The 17,965-nt window shown below is 72.7% G+C and carries 15 protein-coding genes and 1 pseudogene; 3 read left to right on the top strand and 13 right to left on the bottom strand.

Translation table 11 applies throughout. The features are described 5' to 3' along the window. Nucleotides 1-84: 84 nt before the first annotated feature. Nucleotides 85-989: pseudogene (locus BS73_RS12275) on the bottom strand (2-hydroxyacid dehydrogenase). 183 nt (nucleotides 990-1,172) lie between these two features. Between BS73_RS12275 and BS73_RS12280 the strand changes: the two are divergent. Both BS73_RS12280 and BS73_RS12285 read left to right on the top strand, forming a co-directional pair. After that, a complete protein-coding gene (locus BS73_RS12280) occupies nucleotides 1,173-2,498 on the top strand; it encodes an MFS transporter (RefSeq protein WP_051939848.1) in 1,326 nt (441 codons plus the stop codon). 54 nt (nucleotides 2,499-2,552) lie between these two features. Beyond that, nucleotides 2,553-3,317, top strand: a complete 765-nt coding sequence (locus tag BS73_RS12285) for an IclR family transcriptional regulator (protein ID WP_235215390.1) — start codon at nucleotides 2,553-2,555, stop codon at nucleotides 3,315-3,317. Nucleotides 3,318-3,381: 64 nt separating this feature from the next. Here the strand turns inward: BS73_RS12285 and BS73_RS12290 are convergent, their stop codons facing one another. Together BS73_RS12290 and pruA are read right to left on the bottom strand one after the other, a co-directional pair. Further along, entirely contained in the window at nucleotides 3,382-4,311 is a 930-nt protein-coding gene (locus tag BS73_RS12290; RefSeq protein ID WP_037571727.1) for a proline dehydrogenase family protein, read from the bottom strand. A gap of 99 nt (nucleotides 4,312-4,410) precedes the next feature. Next, nucleotides 4,411-6,039, bottom strand: coding sequence for an L-glutamate gamma-semialdehyde dehydrogenase (gene pruA, locus BS73_RS12295; RefSeq protein WP_037571728.1), 1,629 nt, complete (start codon nucleotides 6,037-6,039; stop codon nucleotides 4,411-4,413). 221 nt (nucleotides 6,040-6,260) lie between these two features. On the opposite strand from pruA, the gene BS73_RS12300 reads away from it, so the two are divergent. After that, complete coding sequence (locus tag BS73_RS12300; RefSeq protein ID WP_084703990.1) at nucleotides 6,261-7,952, top strand: PucR family transcriptional regulator; 1,692 nt, start codon at nucleotides 6,261-6,263, stop codon at nucleotides 7,950-7,952. Here BS73_RS12300 and BS73_RS38200 read toward each other — a convergent pair. From BS73_RS38200 to BS73_RS12350, 10 genes are all read right to left on the bottom strand, one after another. Next, a complete protein-coding gene (locus BS73_RS38200; RefSeq protein ID WP_037571731.1) occupies nucleotides 7,931-9,103 on the bottom strand; it encodes a hypothetical protein in 1,173 nt (390 codons plus the stop codon). The genes BS73_RS12300 and BS73_RS38200 overlap by 22 nt on opposite strands. Before the next feature lie 89 nt (nucleotides 9,104-9,192). Continuing rightward, entirely contained in the window at nucleotides 9,193-10,875 is a 1,683-nt protein-coding gene (locus BS73_RS12310) for a hypothetical protein (RefSeq protein WP_152617598.1), read from the bottom strand. Between the two features lie 204 nt (nucleotides 10,876-11,079). Continuing rightward, entirely contained in the window at nucleotides 11,080-11,400 is a 321-nt protein-coding gene (locus BS73_RS12315) for a metal-sulfur cluster assembly factor (protein ID WP_037579259.1), read from the bottom strand. Nucleotides 11,401-11,483: 83 nt separating this feature from the next. After that, nucleotides 11,484-11,927: a Fe-S cluster assembly sulfur transfer protein SufU gene (gene sufU / locus BS73_RS12320; RefSeq protein ID WP_037571733.1), complete on the bottom strand. Its 444-nt coding sequence runs from the start codon at nucleotides 11,925-11,927 to the stop codon at nucleotides 11,484-11,486. 28 nt (nucleotides 11,928-11,955) lie between these two features. Then, nucleotides 11,956-13,224, bottom strand: coding sequence for a cysteine desulfurase (locus BS73_RS12325; RefSeq protein ID WP_037571736.1), 1,269 nt, complete (start codon nucleotides 13,222-13,224; stop codon nucleotides 11,956-11,958). Then, nucleotides 13,221-13,985 carry a Fe-S cluster assembly ATPase SufC gene (gene sufC, locus BS73_RS12330; RefSeq protein WP_037571739.1) on the bottom strand — a complete coding sequence of 255 codons (765 nt, stop codon included), beginning with the start codon at nucleotides 13,983-13,985 and terminating at the stop codon, nucleotides 13,221-13,223. Before sufC ends, BS73_RS12325 begins: the two co-directional genes overlap by 4 nt. A gap of 7 nt (nucleotides 13,986-13,992) precedes the next feature. Next, nucleotides 13,993-14,328, bottom strand: coding sequence for a non-heme iron oxygenase ferredoxin subunit (locus tag BS73_RS12335; protein WP_037571741.1), 336 nt, complete (start codon nucleotides 14,326-14,328; stop codon nucleotides 13,993-13,995). Beyond that, entirely contained in the window at nucleotides 14,325-15,470 is a 1,146-nt protein-coding gene (gene sufD, locus BS73_RS12340; RefSeq protein WP_407675137.1) for a Fe-S cluster assembly protein SufD, read from the bottom strand. The genes BS73_RS12335 and sufD overlap by 4 nt, the downstream gene beginning before the upstream one ends. 139 nt (nucleotides 15,471-15,609) lie before the next feature. Beyond that, nucleotides 15,610-17,031, bottom strand: a complete 1,422-nt coding sequence (sufB, locus tag BS73_RS12345; protein WP_037571749.1) for a Fe-S cluster assembly protein SufB — start codon at nucleotides 17,029-17,031, stop codon at nucleotides 15,610-15,612. Next, nucleotides 17,028-17,813 carry a helix-turn-helix transcriptional regulator gene (locus BS73_RS12350; RefSeq protein ID WP_051939850.1) on the bottom strand — a complete coding sequence of 262 codons (786 nt, stop codon included), beginning with the start codon at nucleotides 17,811-17,813 and terminating at the stop codon, nucleotides 17,028-17,030. Before BS73_RS12350 ends, sufB begins: the two co-directional genes overlap by 4 nt. Between the last annotated feature and the right edge of the window lie 152 nt (nucleotides 17,814-17,965).

The following is a 17,965-nucleotide window of genomic DNA, read 5'->3' on the forward strand; positions in this document are numbered from 1 at the left end:
GCGACGGCCGGGCTCCGCCCCGGCCCCGCAGGCGCCGCCGGGCGGGGAGGGCGTCCGCTCACCCCTCCCCGCCCGGCGGCCCCACTACCGCGCGACCGGGTTCGCCAGCGGCCGGCCCGCCGCCCACCGCCGCACCTGCTCCACCACCAGCCGCTCGGCCCGCGGCCTGAACGCCGCCGATCCTCCCCCGACATGCGGGGTGACCAGCACGTTCGGCAGCCCCCGCAGCTCGTGCCCGGCGGGCAGCGGCTCCGGGTCCGTGACGTCAAGCGCCGCCCGCAACCGCCCGGCGCGCACCTCCGCCAGCAGCGCCCCGGTGTCCAGCGTCCGCCCCCGCCCGACGTTCACCACCAGCGCCCCGTCCGGCAGCGCGGCCAGCTCCGCCGCCCCAGCAGCCCCACCGTGGACGGGTTCTCGGGCAGCACCAGCACGGCGATGTCCACCTCGGGGAGCAGCCGCGGCAGCTCCGCCACCGGGTGGACGTCCTCGGCCGGCCGCGCCCGGCGCGCGATCCGCAACACCTCCGCCTCGCAGGCCAGCAGCCGCCGCTCCAGCGCCGCCCCGATCGAGCCGTAGCCGATCACCGCCACCCGGGAGTCCGCCAGCGAGCGGGTGAAGTGCGGCTCCCAGCGGCCCGCGTCCTGGTCCCGCACCCAGCGCGGGAGGTCCCGCTGGGCGGCCAGGATCAGCCCGAGGGCGTGCTCCGCGGTGCTCGCGTCGTGCAGCCCCCGCCCGTTGTGGAGGGCGACGCCCTCGGGCAGCAGCGGCTGGAGCTTCTCCACCCCGGCGCTCAGCGACATCACCGCCCGCAGCCCGGTGAGCCGCGGCAGCAGCCGCTCCGCCCCCGGGGTGGCGTACGGCATCACCCACAGGCCGATCCGCGCGAGATCCGTGCCGTCCAGCCCCACCGGCTCGCCGTCCCCGCCCCGGCTGCCGTCCCACACCCGGACGCCGACCCCGCTCGGCCACGGCCCGTGCGCCTTCTCCAGCCCCTCCCAGGGGACGAGGACATCCGGCGCCGACGAGGCACCGGCCTGCTCAGCCGAAGAGTCCGCAGCGACCACAGCACATCTCCCTTTCCAGAACGGTTGACCCGGGGGGTGAGCGAACTCTAACGTCCTTTCCGCATAACAGAAGACTTTCTACCTCACGGAAAACAGGAGGTGTGGCGGATGACAGCGGCGTCCCCCCATACCCGCACCGGCTTCTGGTCCTCGACCCGCGCCAGGCACATGATCCCGATCGCGTTCGTCACCTACTCCCTGGCCTATCTGGACAAGTCCAACTACTCGATCGGCTCGGCCGGCGGGATGGCCCAGGACCTCCACATGTCCAGCGGCACGAACGCCCTCGCCGCCGCCTCCTTCTTCCTGGGCTACTTCCTCTTCCAGATCCCCGGCACGGTGTACGCGGAGCGCCGCAGCGCCCGCCGGCTGGTCGCCTGGTCCACGGTGGTCTGGGGCGTGCTGGCGATGGTGCAGGGCCTGCTGGACAGCGCCGCCCTGCTGATCGCCGCCCGCTTCCTGCTCGGCGTGGTGGAGGGCGCGGTGCTGCCCTCGATGGTGATGCTGCTCAGCCGCTGGTTCACGCGGCGCGAGCGGGGCCGCGCCAACACCTTCCTGATCCTCGGCAACCCGGTCACCGTGATGTGGCTGTCCGCCGTCTCCGGCCTCCTCGTCCAGGCCACCGACTGGCGGACGATGTTCGTGGTCGAGGGCCTGCCCGCGGTGGTCTGGGGCCTGTGCTGCCTGAAACTGATCAAGGACCACCCGGAGGAGGCCGGCTGGCTCCCCGCCGAGGAGCGGGCGAGCCTCACCACCGATCTCGCCGCCGAGCAGCGGACCCAGCAGCCCCCGACCGGCGCCGCGGCCTACCGCCGGGTGCTCACCTCCCGGCTGGTGCTGGTCCTCGCCGTCCAGTACTTCTGCTGGTCGATCGGCGTCTACGGCTTCGTCTTCTGGCTGCCGTCGATCATCAAGCAGGCCTCCGGCGAGGGCATCGGCGCCACCGGCCTCCTCTCCGCCGTCCCCTACCTCTTCGCGGCGCTCGCGATGCTGGTCAACTCCCAGCTCTCGGACCGCCGCGGGCGCCGCCGCACGGCGGTCTGGCCCTGGCTCACGGTGGCCGCCCTCGCCCTCTACGGCTCGTACCTCGCCGAGGGCGCCTTCGCCCTCTCCTTCATCCTGCTGATCGTCGCCGGCCTCTGCCTGTACGCGCCCTACGGCCCGTACTTCGCCCTGGTCTCCGACCAGGCGCCGAAGAACGTCTCCGGCGCGGCGGTGGCCCTGGTCAACTCCTTCGGCGCACTGGGCTCCTTCACCGGCACCTACCTGGTGGGCTGGGTGCGCGGCAGCTCGCTCGGCGACGCGGGCGCCTTCGGGCTGATGGCCGCCGGCACCCTGGTCTCGGCGGCCCTGATCGCGCTGGTCCGGGAGCGGCCCGCGGCCCCGGTGCCCGCCGGGGAGGAGGCCCGCGAACCGACCGCCCGCCCCGCGTAGGGTGTGGCCGACCGGTAACGAACCGACGCACGAACGAACGAGGACGAACAGGCCGTGGGCGACGACATGCTCCGCAGGGGGCTGAGGCTGCTGACCGCGCTGACGGACCACCCCGGCGGCGTCGGGGTGAGCGCCGCGGCCCGCGCCGCCGCCCTCCCGGTGAGCAGCGCCCACCGCCTCCTCGGCCTGATGGCCGAGGAGGGCTACGTGGCCTACGACCCGGCCGCCCGCAGCTACGCCCTCGGCTACCGGGCCCTCGAACTGGCCCGCGGCTTCAGCCGATCACCGGCCGGCTTCCAGGACGCCCGCGGCCCCATGCGCCGGCTGGCCGCCCGCACCGGTCTGGCCGCCATCGCCGGCATCCTGGACCGCGACGAGGTGCTGCTGGTCCTCTCCGTGGACGGCCGGCAGCACCTCCAGCTGCGCAGCGAGGAGGGCACCCGCAACGCCTGGCACGCCACCTCGCTCGGCAAGGCCCTGGTGGCCGCGCTGCCGACGGAGGATCAGGAACGGCTGCTGGCGGCCCCGTTGAAGCCGAGCACCCCCCGGACGGTGGTCGACCCGGCGGCGCTCCGGGACGAGCTGGCGACGGTCGCCGGGCGCGGCTGGGCCGAGGTGGAGGAGGAGAACGAGGTGGGCGTGCGCTCCATCGCCGTCTGCGTCCCCTCCCCCGATCCGTCCCCCGATCCGGCCGCCGGGCAGCCCCGGCTGGCGATCTCGCTGGGCGCGACGGTCCTGCTGACCGGCCGCGAGGAGCTGAGGACCCATGTCCCCGCCCTCCAGGAGGCCGCCCGCGAGGTCGCGGCCGGCATCCCGTGACCCCTGCCGAACCGGAGGCCGTGCCGAACCCGGCACGCCGGGCCGGCCGCCCTGCCTGACCGGCTCAGCCGCGGCTGGCCAGCGCCCGCAGGAAGAAGGTCAGGTTGGCCGGGCGCTCGGCGAGCCGGCGCATGAAGTAGCCGTACCACTGGGAGCCGTACGGCAGATACACCCGCATCGTGCCGCCGGCCTCGACCAGCCGCTCCTGCTCCTCCGGACGGATGCCGTAGAGCATCTGGTACTCGAAGGAGTCGGGCTTGCGGCCGTTCCACTCCGCCAGCTGCCCGGCGATCCTGATCAGCCGCGGGTCGTGGGAGGCCACCATCGGGTAACCCTCGCCCGCCATCAGCACCTTGAGGCAGCGGACGTACGCCCGGTCCACCTCCGCCCGGCTCTGGAAGGCCACCGAGGACGGCTCCTGGTACGCGCCCTTGCACAGCCGCACCCGGGAGCCCGGCCCGGAGAACTCCCTGCAGTCCGCCTCCGTGCGGTGGAGGTACGCCTGGAGCACCACGCCCAGCCAGGGGAAGTCCTCCCGCAGCCGCCTGGCGATGCCCAGGGTGGAGTCCGTGGTGGTGTGGTCCTCCATGTCGAGGGTGACCGTGGTGCCCGCGTCGGCCGCCGCCTCGCAGATCAGCCGGGCGTTCTCGAGGGCGGTCCGCTCCCCGTCCCGCGGCAGGAACTGGCCCACCGCGGAGAGCTTCACCGAGACCTCGGCGTGCGCGGCGAGCCCGGTCCGCTTCAGCTCGCCCAGCAGTTCCCGGTACGCCCGCACTGTGGCGGCGGCCTGTTCCGCGTCGGTGGTGTCCTCGCCCAGATGGTCCAGGGAGATGCTCCGGCCGGAGGCGATCAGCTCGTCGGTGACGGCGACGGCCTCGTCGAGGCGGTCCCCGGCGACGAACCGGTCGACGATGGCCCGGGTCACCGGGACGTTCTCGACGACCTTGCGGCAGCCGCCGGAACGGGCGGCGGCGAGGATGGTGGAACGGAGCATCTTTACCCCTGAGCTGGACGTGCGGACGGATCGGGCGGGGCGAACCCCGGGGGGCGGCGGCGCCGACCGCGCTGTCGGCGCCGCTCGGCTGACTCCTCGTCAGCCCATGTGCGGGTAGCGGTAGTCGGTCGGCGGCACCAGCGCCTCCTTGATCGCCCGCGGCGAGGTCCAGCGCAGCAGGTTCTGCAGCGAACCGGCCTTGTCGTTGGTGCCCGAGGCCCGCCCGCCGCCGAAGGGCTGCTGGCCGACGACCGCGCCGGTGGACTTGTCGTTGACGTAGAAGTTGCCGGCCGCGTAGCGCAGCCGCTCGGCGGCCTCGGTGACGGCGGCCCGGTCGTTGGCGATGATCGAGCCGGTCAGGCCGTAGGGGGCGAAGGACTCCATCTGGTCCAGCGCCTCCTCCCACTTCTCGTCCTGGTAGACGTGCACGGCGAGCACCGGGCCGAAGTACTCCTCCCGGAAATACTCGGCCGCCGGGTCCTCGCAGACCAGCACCGTCGGCCGGACGAAGTACCCGACCGAGTCGTCGTACTCGCCGCCGGCCAGCACGGTCACCTTCGGGTCCGCCTTGGCCCGGTCGATCGCCGCCTTGTTCTTCTCGAACGCGCGGGCGTCGATCACGGCGCCGATGAAGTTCGAGAGGTCGGTGACGTCGCCCATGGCGATGCCGTCCACCTCGGCCGCGAACTCGTCCCTGATCCGCTCCCACACCGAGGCCGGCACGTACGCCCGCGAGGACGCCGAGCACTTCTGCCCCTGGTACTCGAAGGAGCCGCGGGTCAGCGCGGTCTTCAGGACCGCCGGGTCGGCCGAGGGGTGGGCGAAGACGAAGTCCTTGCCGCCGGTCTCGCCGACCAGCCGCGGGTAGGTGCGGTACTTCTCGATGTTCTGGCCCACGGTCTTCCACAGGTACTGGAAGGTCTTCGTCGAGCCGGTGAAGTGGATCCCCGCCAGGTCCCGGTGCTCCAGGGCGACCTCGGAGACGGCGATCCCGTCACCGGTCACCATGTTGATCACGCCGGCCGGCAGTCCGGCCTCGGTCAGCAGGTCCATGAAGAGGCCGGCCGCGAACTGCTGGGTGGGCGACGGCTTCCACACCACCACGTTGCCCATCAGCGCCGGAGCGGTCGGCAGGTTGCCCGCGATGGCGGTGAAGTTGAACGGGGTGATCGCGTAGACGAAGCCCTCCAGCGGACGGTGGTCCATCCGGTTCCACACGCCGGGCGAGCTGATCGGCTGCTGGGCCAGGATCTGCCGGGCGTAGTGGACGTTGAACCGCAGGAAGTCGACCAGCTCGCAGGGGGTGTCGATCTCCGCCTGCTGCGCGGTCTTGGACTGGCCGAGCATGGTCGCGGCGGCCAGCGTCTCCCGCCAGGGGCCGGCCAGCAGGTCGGCCGCGCGGAGGAAGACCGCGGCGCGGTCGTCGAAGGAGAGGGCCCGCCAGGCCGGGGCGGCGGCCAGCGCGGCGTCGATCGCCGCCTGCGCGTCCTGCTGGGTGGCGTTGCGCAGCACGCCCAGCTTGGCGGCGTGCCGGTGCGGCTGGACCACGTCGATCGGGGCGCCGCCGCCCATCCGGCGCTCGCCGCCGATGACCATGGGCAGCTCCACCGGCGCCTGGCCGCCGAGCCGCTTCAGCTCGGCCTCCAGCCGGGCACGCTCGGGGGTCCCGGGGGCGTAGCTGTGCACGGGCTCGTTCACCGGCGCGGGGACCTGGGTCACGGCATCCATCTGGCGGGCACTCCTCAGTTCGGTCGGGCTGCGCTCAACTGCGTGGGGGGCGGAAGGCAGCGGGAAGGGCGGGCCTCGGGCCCGCCTGCCCCCGGGGAAGACGGTAGAAGCGAAGGGCGGCGCAGGTGTCTGTCCGCACGGCTAACCTTGAGTCCCAGGAGTTGTATCCGCGAACAACACCGGGCCCCCCGCCGGGCCCGAAGGCCACCCCAGGACCGACCATGGCTGCCCGCCCGCCCGCAGACGAACCGCCGCCCTCCACCACCCCCGCCCATCTCCCCTCCCCCGGGGGGATCTCCCTCCGCCACCTTCTGCTGGCCCTCGGCGAGGCGCTGGTCGAGACCCAGGCGGCCCCGCAGGGCCTGGACGTGGGGGTCCGCGGTCTGGCCCTGCTGGATCCGGAGGACCCGCCGCTCGTCGGCCCCGGCGAACTGGTGCTCGCCATCGGCGTACGCGGCCGGGCCGCACTCCCCGCGATCCGCGCCGCGGGCCGGGCCCGGGCCGCGGGGGTGGCCGTACGCTCCCCCGCAGGGGAGGCCCTGCGCGAGGCGGCCGAGGAGGCCGGGGTGGCGCTCCTCTCGGTCCCGCCCGGGGTCCGCTGGGAGCAGCTGCACACCGTGGTCCGCAGCGTCCTGGACCACCCCGACCCCCACACCCCCGGCCTGGACGGCGACCAGCAGTCCGCCGGCGGCTCCGGCGCCGGCGCGGACGCCGGCGACCTGTTCTCCCTCGCCCAGACCACCGCCGTCCTCACCCGCGGGATCGTCAGCATCGAGGACTCCGCCAACCGGGTCCTCGCCTACTCCCGCTCCTCCGACCAGGACGAGGTGGACGACCTCCGCCGGCTCTCCATCCTCGGCTGGCAGGGCCCCGAGCCGTACCTCGCCCAGCTCCGCGCCTGGGGGGTCTTCCAGCGGCTCCGCTCCTCCGACGAGGTCATCCCGATCGACGACCATCCCGAGCTGGGCATCCGCCGCCGGCTGGTGGTCGCCATCCGGGCGGGCCACCAGCTCCTCGGCACCATCTGGGTGCAAGAGGGCGCCCAGCCGCTCGCCGAACGCTCCTCCCAGGTCCTGGAGGGGGCGGCCCGGGTCGCCGCCCTCCACCTGGTACGCCGCCGCCGCGAGGTCTCCGGCGACCTCCGCCTCACCCAGACCCTCCTCACCGGACTGCTGGAGGGCTCCACCGGCCCGCAGTCGCTCTCCACCCATCTCGGTCTGGACCAGCGCCGCCCGGCCGCCGTCCTGGGCTTCGCGCCCGCACCGACCGAGTCCGGCGCCTCGCCCGCGCTGGCCCGCACCGAGATCACCAACCTGATCTCCGTCCAGGCCGCCGCCCGCCACCCCAGCGCGCTGGTCGCCCCCATCGGCGCCCGCGTCTACGCCCTCCTCCCCGACCTCCCCCGCTCCGGCCCCGCCACCCACGTGCTGGTCGCCTGGGCCCAGGAGATCGCCGACGCCGCCCGCACCCACCTCGACGTCCCGCTCCGCGGCGCCGTCGGCCGCACCGTCCCGCAGCTCGCCGACACCCCCGACTCGCGCCTGGAGGCCGACCGCATCCTGGACGCGATGGCGTCCGGCGGGGTGGACCGTGAGGTGGCCGCGCTACCGGACGTCCAGGCCGAGGTCCTGGTCCGCGAGATCCTCGCCCTCCTCGCCGACCGCCCCAGCATCCGCGACCCCCGCCTCACCGCCCTCACCGAGTACGACGCCCGCCACCGCAGCCGGCTCTCCGAGTCCGTCCTCGCCTATCTGGACGCCTTCGGCGACGTCCGCACCGCCGCGGACCGCCTCCACATCCACCCCAACACCCTCCGCTACCGCCTCCGCCGAGCCGAGAGCCTCACCGGCCTGGACCTCACCCGCCCGGAGCAGCGGCTGCTGACCACCCTTCAGCTCCGCCTCCCGACCTGAACAACCCGCTCCGCGCCCACCCCGCGGCACCCCACCCACCCCGCACGGGCCCCGCATGCAGCGCCGCGGGCGCGCGCCCCGCTACGCCCTGCCCGCCCGCCACCGCTCCCACTGGGCCAGCCACACCCTCTCCTCCTCGGCGCGCGCCCCGGCGCCCACCCCCGCCCCCACTGCCAGTCCCAGACCCGCCCCCACGCCCGCTGCGCCTCCGCGCTCCGCACCTCGCTGCCGAAGACCGCCCACCGCAGCGACTCCTCCAGCGCCGTCGCCCCCTCCGCGCCCCCCGGGAACCAGTCCACGCACTCCCCCAGCCGAATCATCTGGTTGACGAGGGCGGTGACCGCCTCCTCCGCCTCCTCCCGGCTCTCACCGGCCAGCCGCATCTGCTGACGGATCGTCAACTCCCAGAGCCTGGCCTGCCCCTCGGGCGCAGAGGCACCGCCGGGCTGCTGTCCGGCCGCCGCCCGCCGCCCCGCCTCCAGCGCATGCCGCACCGCCCGCTCCACCAGCTCCCGATGCGCGTCCACCCCGACGGCCGCACCCGCGGCCGCGCCCTCGCCCTCGGCCTCGCCCTCGGTCACCCACTCCGCCGCGCGCCCGGCCTCGGCCTCCACCGCCCGCAACCGCCCCACCGCATACGGCAGCAGGTCGCGGACCGTCTCCAGCTCGACGACGTCCACCGCCACCCCGCGCCCCACCACCGTGAGGAGCAGCGGTTCCTGACCGGCCGTCAGCTGCGGCGGCGCATCCGGCTCCGCCCGCAGCCGCATCGCCCAGACCTCCCCCCGCCGCCGTCCGTCGAAGGCCAGCGCGAGGCCGTCCACCACCACCCGCGCCTCGAACCCGGCGCACACCCCGGCGCCCTCCGCGACCAGCTCGTCCAGCCCGCAGCCGCCCGGGTCGTCGACCGCGCTCTCCACCCGGACCCAGGCCCCCGTCCCGCCCCAGTCCCCGTGCTCCAGGCCGACCTTGACGATCCGCCCGGCCGACCGCGCCCACCCGCCGAGCGCCCGCTCGCCGGACGGCAGCGACCCCTCGCGCAGCCCGAACACCGGGAAGCCGGCCTCCGCCACGACCCGCAGGTCCTCCTCGGCCTGCTCCCGCAGCCGCCGCTCGAACTCGGCACCTTCGAGCCGTCCCACAAAGCGCATCGCGACTACCCCATCGCTCGCCCGTCCCGGTCCATCATCCCGGACCGCTCACCAGCGGATGACCGGCGACCGGCGACGCCCCGCCCGCCTCACGCCCCGCTGCCGCTGCGCGCCTTGTGCGCGGCCCGCCGGGCCTCCTTGACCACCGTACGGTCCGGGTGCAACTCCCCGATCGCGTCCAGTACTTCGGCGGTGTACGGGTGGTCGATCCGCCAGAACTCGTCGAAGAAGGCCGCCGGGTCCTGCCGCGCCGGCAGCTGCTCGACCAGCTCCTGCACGACGTCCAGCTCGACCGCCTCGTCCAGGATCTGCGCGGCGAGGGTGTCCACCGTGGTCCACAGCAGCAGCGACCGCTCCGGCGCCGGCACGTCCGCCGCGCCGTGGTCCACCAGCCAGGCCCGCGCGAACCCGCCCAGCTGCGGATCGTCCAGCGCCCCGCGCACGGCGGGCTCCGCCCCGGCGCCCAGCTCGGAGAGGGCGACCTGGCAGAACATCCGCCGCACCGGGCTCAGCGGATCGGTTCCGCGCGCGGCGGCGAGCAGCTCCTCGGCGGCGACCACCGGCTGGCGGCCGGCCGCCCACTCCCGGATCTCCTCCTCCGGCAGCACGTTCGCCGCCTCGGTGATCCCGGTGAGCAGCTCCTTCGCGGTGCCGCCCGCGTGCGCCCCGATCAGCGGCGCGTCATAGCCCTCGGCGATCAGCCAGGTCCGTACGGCGTGGGCGCCGAGCGGCGTCAGCCGCACATGCCCGAAGCGCGCCGCCTCGGCCTCGCTGACCTCGATCCGGCCGCCCTTCGACGCCGCCTCCGAGCCCTCCGCGCCCCCCGCGCCCTCCGGGGCCTCCGCGCCCTCGGGCGCCTCCCGGCCCTCCGAGCCGTCCGCGTCCTCGGACTCCTCGAACAGCTCCGGGTCGATCGGCCGGTAGTCCAGCACCCCGATCTCCGCCAGATCCTGGAACATCGGGTCGAGCTCCACCATCACCGAGGTGATCTCGCCCAGCATCTCCTGGTCCGGCTCCTCGCCCTCCGGCACCACCAGCAGCGCGGCCAGCACCCCGAGCGGCATCGGCTCGGTGGCCTCGGCCGCGAGCGCGGTCGCGGTGTAGAGGGCGAGGAGGGCCTCGTCCAGGAGGTCCTCGGCCTCCTCGGTGGCCTCCTCGATCCGGGCGTACTCGGCGTCCGCCGCCGCCTCCAGCTCGGACTGCGAGGGCTCGGACGAGGAGGCGCCCTCCGCGCCGTCCTGCGCGGCCCCGAAGAGCGCGTCGACGTCGGCCTCCGCCTCGACGGCCGTCTCCAGCACCACCGACGCGGCCAGCTCCCAGAGCGCCAGCACGGACTCCGGGTCCGACTCGTCCAGCGCGTTCAGTGCCGCCCCGGGCCGGGCCACCTCGCCGGCGGCCTCGCCCCCGGTCCCCTCGCCGGACTTCTCCAGCGCGACCAGCTCCAGGTCGACGGCCAGCGGCCAGGCCCGCCACAGCAGCCCGTCGCCGTCCTCCCCGGTGATGCCCAACTCCCGCTCGGCCGCGGCCTCCTGACCAGACGTCAGGTCGCCCCACTCGTCCACGGGGCAGCCCGCACCGTCCTCCCGCCCGGTCCACCGGGCCAGCCGCAGCGCGGCGGAGAACAGCGGGGACCCCGCGGCCGCCGCGGCCAGCTCGGCCCGCGGCGCCAGCCGCACCGGCGGCACCACGACCGGCTCGTCGTTGCCCTGCTCACCCGACTCCTCGACGTCCCAATCGAGTTCGCCATACATTTCGGGGCGTCGTCCGGCCATGGCGCTCGTTCTCCTCGGATCTGGTGCGGCTCTCGTGCAGCCTGAGGCAGGCTGACAGCCTAGCCCCTGCACTCCATCCCACCGGTCCCTCACGCGGGTGACAGCGCCTCGACCACCACTCGAACCGCGGGGAAACGGGAACGGCCGCGGAACGCCCTCCGAAAGGAGGTACGCTCCGCGGCCGTCCGCGATTCGATCGAGCGGTCAGACGTTGAAGCCCAGCGCGCGCAGCTGGTCGCGCCCGTCGTCGGTGATCTTGTCCGGGCCCCACGGCGGCATCCAGACCCAGTTGATCCGCAGGTCCTTGACCAGACCGTCGGTGGCGCTGCGCGCCTGGTCCTCGATCACGTCGGTCAGCGGGCAGGCGGCGGAGGTCAGCGTCATGTCGACGGTGGCCGTGTCGGCCTCGTCCACATGCAGGCCGTAGATCAGGCCCAGATTGACCACGTCGATCCCGAGCTCCGGGTCGACGACGTCCATCAGGGCCTCCCTGAGGTCCTCCACCGAGACCGTGCCCTTGGACACGAAGGCCTCGTCCGAGGCCTCGGCAGCGGCACCGCCCTCCGCGGCGCTCCCCGCGGTGTTCTCTTCGGTGTTCACACTCTCGCTCACACGGCCTCCTTCGCCAGAGCCTTCGCGGTGGCGTCCTTCCAGGCCATCCAGGACAGCAGGGCGCACTTCACCCGTGCCGGGTACTTGGAGACGCCGGCGAACGCCACCGCGTCCTCCAGCACCTCCTCGTCGCCCTCCATCTGGCCCTTGCTCTGCATCAGCTCAAGGAAGGCCTCCTGCACGGCCTGAGCCTCGCCGAGCGTCTTCCCCACCAGCATGTCGTTCAACACGGACGCCGAGGCCTGGCTGATCGAACAGCCCTGCGACTCGTACGACACGTCCTCGATCCGCTGGCCGTCCAGCTTCACCCGCAGGGTGATCTCGTCACCGCAGGTGGGGTTGACGTGATGCACCTCGGCGTCGCCGTCCCGCAGCCCCTTGCCGTGCGGGTTGCGGTAGTGGTCCAGGATGATCTCCTGGTACATCGATTCCAGCTTCACGCGAGGCGCCTCCTAACCGAATCTCTGCTCATCCGAAGAACTGACGCACATGCTCGAGACCGTCGACCAGCGCGTCGACCTCGCCCGGCGTCGAGTACAGATAGAAGGACGCCCGCGTGGTCGCGGGAATTCCGTACCGCAGGCAGACCGGCCGCGCGCAGTGGTGGCCGACCCGGACCGCGATCCCCTGCTCGTCCAGCACCTGCCCCACATCGTGGGGGTGGATGTCGCCGAGGGTGAAGGAGATCGCGGAGCCCCGGTCCACGGCGTCCGTCGGGCCGACGATCCGCAGGTCGGGGACCTCCTTCAGCCGCTCAAGCGCATACGCGGTGAGCGCCTGCTCATGCGCGGCGATCTTCTCGATCCCCACCGACCGCAGGTAGTCGACGGCCGCGCCCAGCCCGATCGCCTCGGCGATCGCCGGCGTCCCCGCCTCGTACTTGTGCGGCGCCGGGGCGTACGTGGAGGAGTTCATCGAAACGGTCTCGATCATCTCCCCGCCGCCCAGGAACGGCGGCAGGTCCTCCAGCAGCTCCTGCCGGCCCCACAGCACGCCGATGCCGGTCGGACCGCACATCTTGTGCCCGGTGAAGGCCACGAAGTCCGCGCCCAGCGCCTGCACGTCCACCGGCATGTGCGGGACGGCCTGCGAGGCGTCGACCACGACCAGCGCGCCGACGTCCTGCGCCCGCCGCACGATCCGGTCGATCGGGTTGTGGGTGCCCAGCACGTTGGAGACCAGGACGATCGAGACGACCTTGGTCCGCTCGGTGATGACCTGCTCGATGTTCGACAGGTCGAGACGGCCCTCGTCGGTCAGCCCGAACCACTTGAGCCCGGCGCCGGTCCGCTGCGCCAGCAGCTGCCACGGAACGATGTTGGAGTGGTGCTCCATCTCCGTGATGACGACCTCGGCCCCGGCCCCGACCCGGTACGGCTCGTCGGCCCAGCCCAGCAGGTTGGCGACCAGGTTGAGGCTCTCGGAGGCGTTCTTGGTGAACACCACCTCGTTCCGGCTGGGCGCGTTGATGAACTCGGCGACCTTGTCCCGGGCGCCCTCGTACGCCTCGGTGGCCTCCTCGGCGAGGACGTGGACACCGCGGTGGACGTTGGCGTTGTACCGCTCGTAGTAGTCGGCCAGGGCGTCCAGCACCTGGCGGGGCTTCTGCGAGGTGGCCGCGTTGTCCAGGTAGACCAGGGGCTTCCCGTCGTGCAGCTGGCGCTGCAGGATCGGGAAGTCCTTACGGACCGCGTCCGTGTCGAGCAGCCCGCTGAGCTGCTGCGAGGTTGAAGTCACTCGGCTGCGCCACCCTTCACGTACGCCTCGTAGCCCTCGTTCTCCAGCTTGTCGGCGAGCTCGGGACCGCCGGACTCGACGATCCGCCCGCCCGCGAAGACGTGGACGTAGTCGGGCTTGATGTAGCGGAGGATCCGCGTGTAGTGGGTGATCAGCAGGGTGCCGACCTCGCCGTTCTCGCGGACCCGGTTGACGCCCTCGGAGACGATCCGCAGCGCGTCGACGTCGAGGCCGGAGTCGGTCTCGTCGAGCACCGCGATCTTCGGCTTGAGGAGCTCCAGCTGGAGGATCTCGTGGCGCTTCTTCTCACCGCCGGAGAAGCCCTCGTTGACGTTGCGCTCGGCGAAGGCGGGGTCGATCTGGAGGCGCTCCATGGCCTCCTTGACCTCCTTGACCCAGTGCCGCAGCTTGGGGGCCTCACCGCGGATGGCGGTGGCGGAGGTCCGCAGGAAGTTGGACACGGAGACGCCGGGCACCTCGACCGGGTACTGCATGGCGAGGAAGACGCCGGCCTTGGCCCGCTCGTCCACGGTCATCGCGAGGACGTCCTCGCCGTCCAGCAGCACGGTGCCGCCGGTGATCGTGTACTTCGGGTGGCCGGCCAGCGAGTAGGCCAGCGTCGACTTGCCGGAGCCGTTCGGACCCATGATGGCGTGGGTCTCGCCCTGCTTGACCGTCAGGTCGACGCCCTTCAGGATCTCGCGGGGGCCGTTCTCGGCTTCAACGGTGACGTGCAGGTCGTTGATCTCAAGCGTTGCCATGGGTGACTCAGGACTCCTGGTTGACGGCGACGAGCACGGCGGCGTCGGCGCCGTCTCCTTCGATCTTCACGGGGTACACGGGGACGGGCTTGGTGGCGGGCAGCCCGTTGGGCTTTCCGGTGCGCAGGTCGAAGGACGACCCGTGCAGCCAGCACTCGATGGAGCAGTCCTCGACCTCGCCCTCGGAGAGCGAGACGTGGGCGTGCGAGCAGATGTCGTTGATCGCGTAGACCTCGCCCTCCGCGCGGACCACGGCCACCGGCACCCCGCCGACCTCCACCCGCTTCGGGGTGTCCGGCTCCAACTCGCCGAGCGCGCACACCCGTTCAAAATTCGCGGTCACGAGACGACGGCCTCCAGCTCCTGCTCGACCTTGCCCATCAGCCGCTGCTGAAGCTCGGGCAGGCCGATCTGCTGGACCAGCTCGCCGAAGAAGCCGAGCACCACCAGGCGGCGGGCCTCGTCCGCCGGGATGCCGCGGGCCTGCAGGTAGAAGAGCTGCTCGTCGTCGAAGCGGCCGGTGGCCGAGGCGTGGCCGGCCCCGACGATCTCGCCGGTCTCGATCTCCAGGTTCGGCACCGAGTCGACCCGGGCGCCGTCCGTGAGGACCAGGTTCCGGTTGAGCTCGTAGGTGTCGGTGCCGGTGGCCTCGGCCCGGATCAGCACGTCGCCGATCCACACCGCGTGGGCGTCGTCGCCCTGCAGCGCGCCCTTGTAGGCGACGTTGGAGCGGCAGTGCGGGGTGTCGTGGTCGATGAAGAGCCGGTGCTCCAGGTGCTGGCCGGCGTCGGCGAAGTAGAGCCCGAAGAGCTCGGCCTCGCCGCCCGGGGCGCCGTAGACGATCCGCGGGTGCAGCCGCACCAGGTCGCCGCCGAAGGTCACCACCACGGACTTGAAGCTCGCGTCCCGGCCGACCAGCGCGGTGTGCTGGGCGGCGTGGACGGCGGTGTCCTCCCAGTCCTGCACGGAGACCACGGTCAGCTTGGCGCCGTCCCCGATCAGGTACTCGACGTTGGCCGCGAGCACCGCGTCGCCGGTGTGCTCGATGACCACCACGGCCTCGGCGAACGCGCCCACCTCGACCACCTGGTGGCCGTAGGCGGTGCCGCCCTCGCCGTGCACCGTGATCCGCACCGGCTCGGTCAGCACCGCGTCCTTGGGGATGGACACGACGCCGGCCTTCTCGAAGGAGGAGTAGGCCTGCGCGGCCACCCGGTCCACCGGCTTGCCGGCCTTGCCGAGCCGCGCGTCGTCCCGGCCGACGGTCTCGACCCGCACGCCCTCCGGCGCGCTGACCTCGACCCGCACCGAGCCGCCCGCCTGGGCGGTGCCGTCGTGGAGGCCCTTCAGCCGGTGCAGCGGGGTGAACCGCCAGTTCTCCTCGCGCCCGCTGGGCACCGGGAAGTCCGCGACGTCATAGGACTCGACGGCCTGCAGCCGGGCGTCGACGGGCTGCTCGACCCGGCCGGTGCCCGGCCCGGCCATCCGGCCACCGGCTCCCGTCGTGCCGGTCTCGATCGAACCGGCGGTGGTCGCCCCGCCGGGCGTGGTGGTTACGTCAGCCATGGCTGTGGCTTAGCTCTCTTCTCTGGAAACCGTCAGTACCTGGATGCGGGCGGAGGGGTCAGCCGACCGCGCCCTCCATCTGGAGCTCGATCAGCCGGTTGAGCTCCAGCGCGTACTCCATCGGCAGTTCGCGGGCGATCGGCTCGACGAAGCCGCGGACGATCATCGCCATCGCCTCCTGCTCGGTCAGGCCCCGGCTCATCAGGTAGAAGAGCTGGTCCTCGCTGACCTTGGAGACGGTCGCCTCGTGGCCCATCGACACGTCGTCCTCGCGGACGTCCTGGTACGGGTAGGTGTCCGAGCGCGAGACGGTGTCCACCAGCAGCGCGTCGCAGAGGACGTTCGACTTGGCGCCGTGCGAGCCCTCGCTGACCTCGATCAGACCGCGGTACGAGGTACGGCCGCCGCCGCGGGCCACCGACTTCGACACGATCGACGAGGAGGTGTTGGGCGCCAGGTGCACCATCTTGGCGCCGGCGTCCTGGTGCTGGCCCTCGCCCGCGAAGGCGATGGACAGCGTCTCGCCCTTGGCGTGCTCGCCCATCAGGTAGACGGCCGGGTACTTCATGGTGACCTTGGAGCCGATGTTGCCGTCGACCCACTCCATGGTCGCGCCCTCGTGGGCGACGGCCCGCTTGGTCACCAGGTTGTAGACGTTGTTCGACCAGTTTTGGATCGTCGTGTAGCGGCAGCGGCCGCCCTTCTTGACGATGATCTCGACCACCGCGGAGTGCAGCGAGTCCGACTTGTAGATCGGCGCGGTGCAGCCCTCGACGTAATGGACGTAGGCGTCCTCGTCGACGATGATCAGCGTCCGCTCGAACTGGCCCATGTTCTCGGTGTTGATCCGGAAGTAGGCCTGCAGCGGGATGTCCACGTGCACGCCCTTCGGCACGTAGATGAACGATCCGCCGGACCACACGGCCGTGTTCAGCGAGGCGAACTTGTTGTCGCCGGCCGGGATCACGGTGCCGAAGTACTCCTTGAAGAGCTCCGGGTGCTCCTTGAGCGCGGTGTCGGTGTCGAGGAAGATGACGCCCTGCGCCTCCAGGTCCTCGCGGATCTGGTGGTAGACGACCTCGGACTCGTACTGCGCGGCGACACCCGCGACAAGACGCTGCTTCTCCGCCTCGGGGATGCCCAGCTTGTCGTAGGTGTTCTTGATGTCCTCGGGCAGCTCCTCCCAGGACTCGGCCTGCTGCTCGGTGGAGCGCACGAAGTACTTGATGTTGTCGAAGTCGATCCCGGTGAGGTCCGAGCCCCAGGTCGGCATCGGCTTCTTGCCGAACAGCTTCAGGCCCTTGAGCCGAAGCTTGAGCATCCACTCCGGCTCGTTCTTCTTCGCGGAGATGTCACGGACGACGTCCTCGCTGAGACCGCGCCTGGCGCTGGCGCCCGCGACGTCGGAGTCGGCCCAGCCGTACTCGTAGGTGCCCAGGCCCTCGAGCTCTGGGTGGGCAGTCTCTGCGGGCAGAGTCATGCGGGGTTCCTCCCGGACGGAGTGGTACTGCGATCGTTGGGCTGCGGGGCGCCGGCGGGGCCGGGCACGTACGTGGTGCAGACCCCGTCGCCGTGGGCGATGGTGGCCAGCCGCTGCACGTGGGTGTCCAGAACCTTGGAGAAGACTTCCGTCTCCGCCTCGCAGAACTGGGGGAACTGCTCGGCGATGTGGGCCACCGGGCAGTGGTGCTGGCAGAGCTGCTCGCCGACGGGGCCGGAGGCGCCCGCGCCGGACGGGACACGCCGCACTCCGGCAGCGTACCCGTCCGCGGAGAGCGCCTCCGCAAGGGCCTCGGCGGGCGTCCGCCCCTCCTCGGCACGGGCCTCGGCGACGGCGGCCCGGTAACGCTCCACCTGGGCCTCCAGCCGGGCCCTGGCGAAGGAGGCGACCGCCTCCGCACCCGCCTCGCCGCCGCCGGCCTGGTCCGCGATGAACTTCATCGCGTCCGCGGCCAGCTTGTCGTAGGCCTGGTAGAAGGCGGAGCGCCCGGAGTCGGTGAGCGCGAAGACCTTGGCCGGCCGGCCGCGCCCGCGGTGCCCGTACACCCGCTGTTCACGGGGCTCGACCAGGCCGGCCGCGACCAGCGCGTCCAGATGCCGGCGGACGGCGGCCTGGGTCAGGCTCAGCCGCTCCGCGAGGTCCCCGGCGGTGGAGGGGCCGTGGTCGAGGATCGAGCGCGCGACGCGATCGCGCGTGTTGCGGTGGGCGGCCTGCTCGGCCGCCTCCGACACCCGCTCCTGCCTCGTGCGCGCGTTTTTCACAACGCCATTGTTGCGTAATTCACGCCGAAGGAACAAGCGCGATCAACCGGCGGCGGTGTCTCCTCGATCACGAAGGCATACCTAAGTCGACCGGCGCGAATGTCCGACGCGCGCGCCTGACCGGCCAAAACCCGATGCGGTCGGCGGCCCCG

The organism is Phaeacidiphilus oryzae TH49 (assembly GCF_000744815.1).
Taxonomy (GTDB): domain Bacteria; phylum Actinomycetota; class Actinomycetes; order Streptomycetales; family Streptomycetaceae; genus Phaeacidiphilus; species Phaeacidiphilus oryzae.

Excerpts from the sequence above, each read along its gene's own strand:
- BS73_RS12280 (WP_051939848.1), top strand. The coding sequence starts at position 1,173 with ATGACAGCGGCGTCCCCCCATACCCGCACCGGCTTCTGGTCCTCGACC.
- BS73_RS12290 (WP_037571727.1), bottom strand. The coding sequence starts at position 4,311 with ATGCTCCGTTCCACCATCCTCGCCGCCGCCCGTTCCGGCGGCTGCCGC.
- pruA (WP_037571728.1), bottom strand. The coding sequence starts at position 6,039 with ATGGATGCCGTGACCCAGGTCCCCGCGCCGGTGAACGAGCCCGTGCAC.
- BS73_RS12300 (WP_084703990.1), top strand. The coding sequence starts at position 6,261 with ATGGCTGCCCGCCCGCCCGCAGACGAACCGCCGCCCTCCACCACCCCC.
- BS73_RS38200 (WP_037571731.1), bottom strand. The coding sequence starts at position 9,103 with ATGCGCTTTGTGGGACGGCTCGAAGGTGCCGAGTTCGAGCGGCGGCTG.
- BS73_RS12310 (WP_152617598.1), bottom strand. The coding sequence starts at position 10,875 with ATGGCCGGACGACGCCCCGAAATGTATGGCGAACTCGATTGGGACGTC.
- sufC (WP_037571739.1), bottom strand. The coding sequence starts at position 13,985 with ATGGCAACGCTTGAGATCAACGACCTGCACGTCACCGTTGAAGCCGAG.
- sufD (WP_407675137.1), bottom strand. The coding sequence starts at position 15,470 with ATGGCCGGGCCGGGCACCGGCCGGGTCGAGCAGCCCGTCGACGCCCGG.
- sufB (WP_037571749.1), bottom strand. The coding sequence starts at position 17,031 with ATGACTCTGCCCGCAGAGACTGCCCACCCAGAGCTCGAGGGCCTGGGC.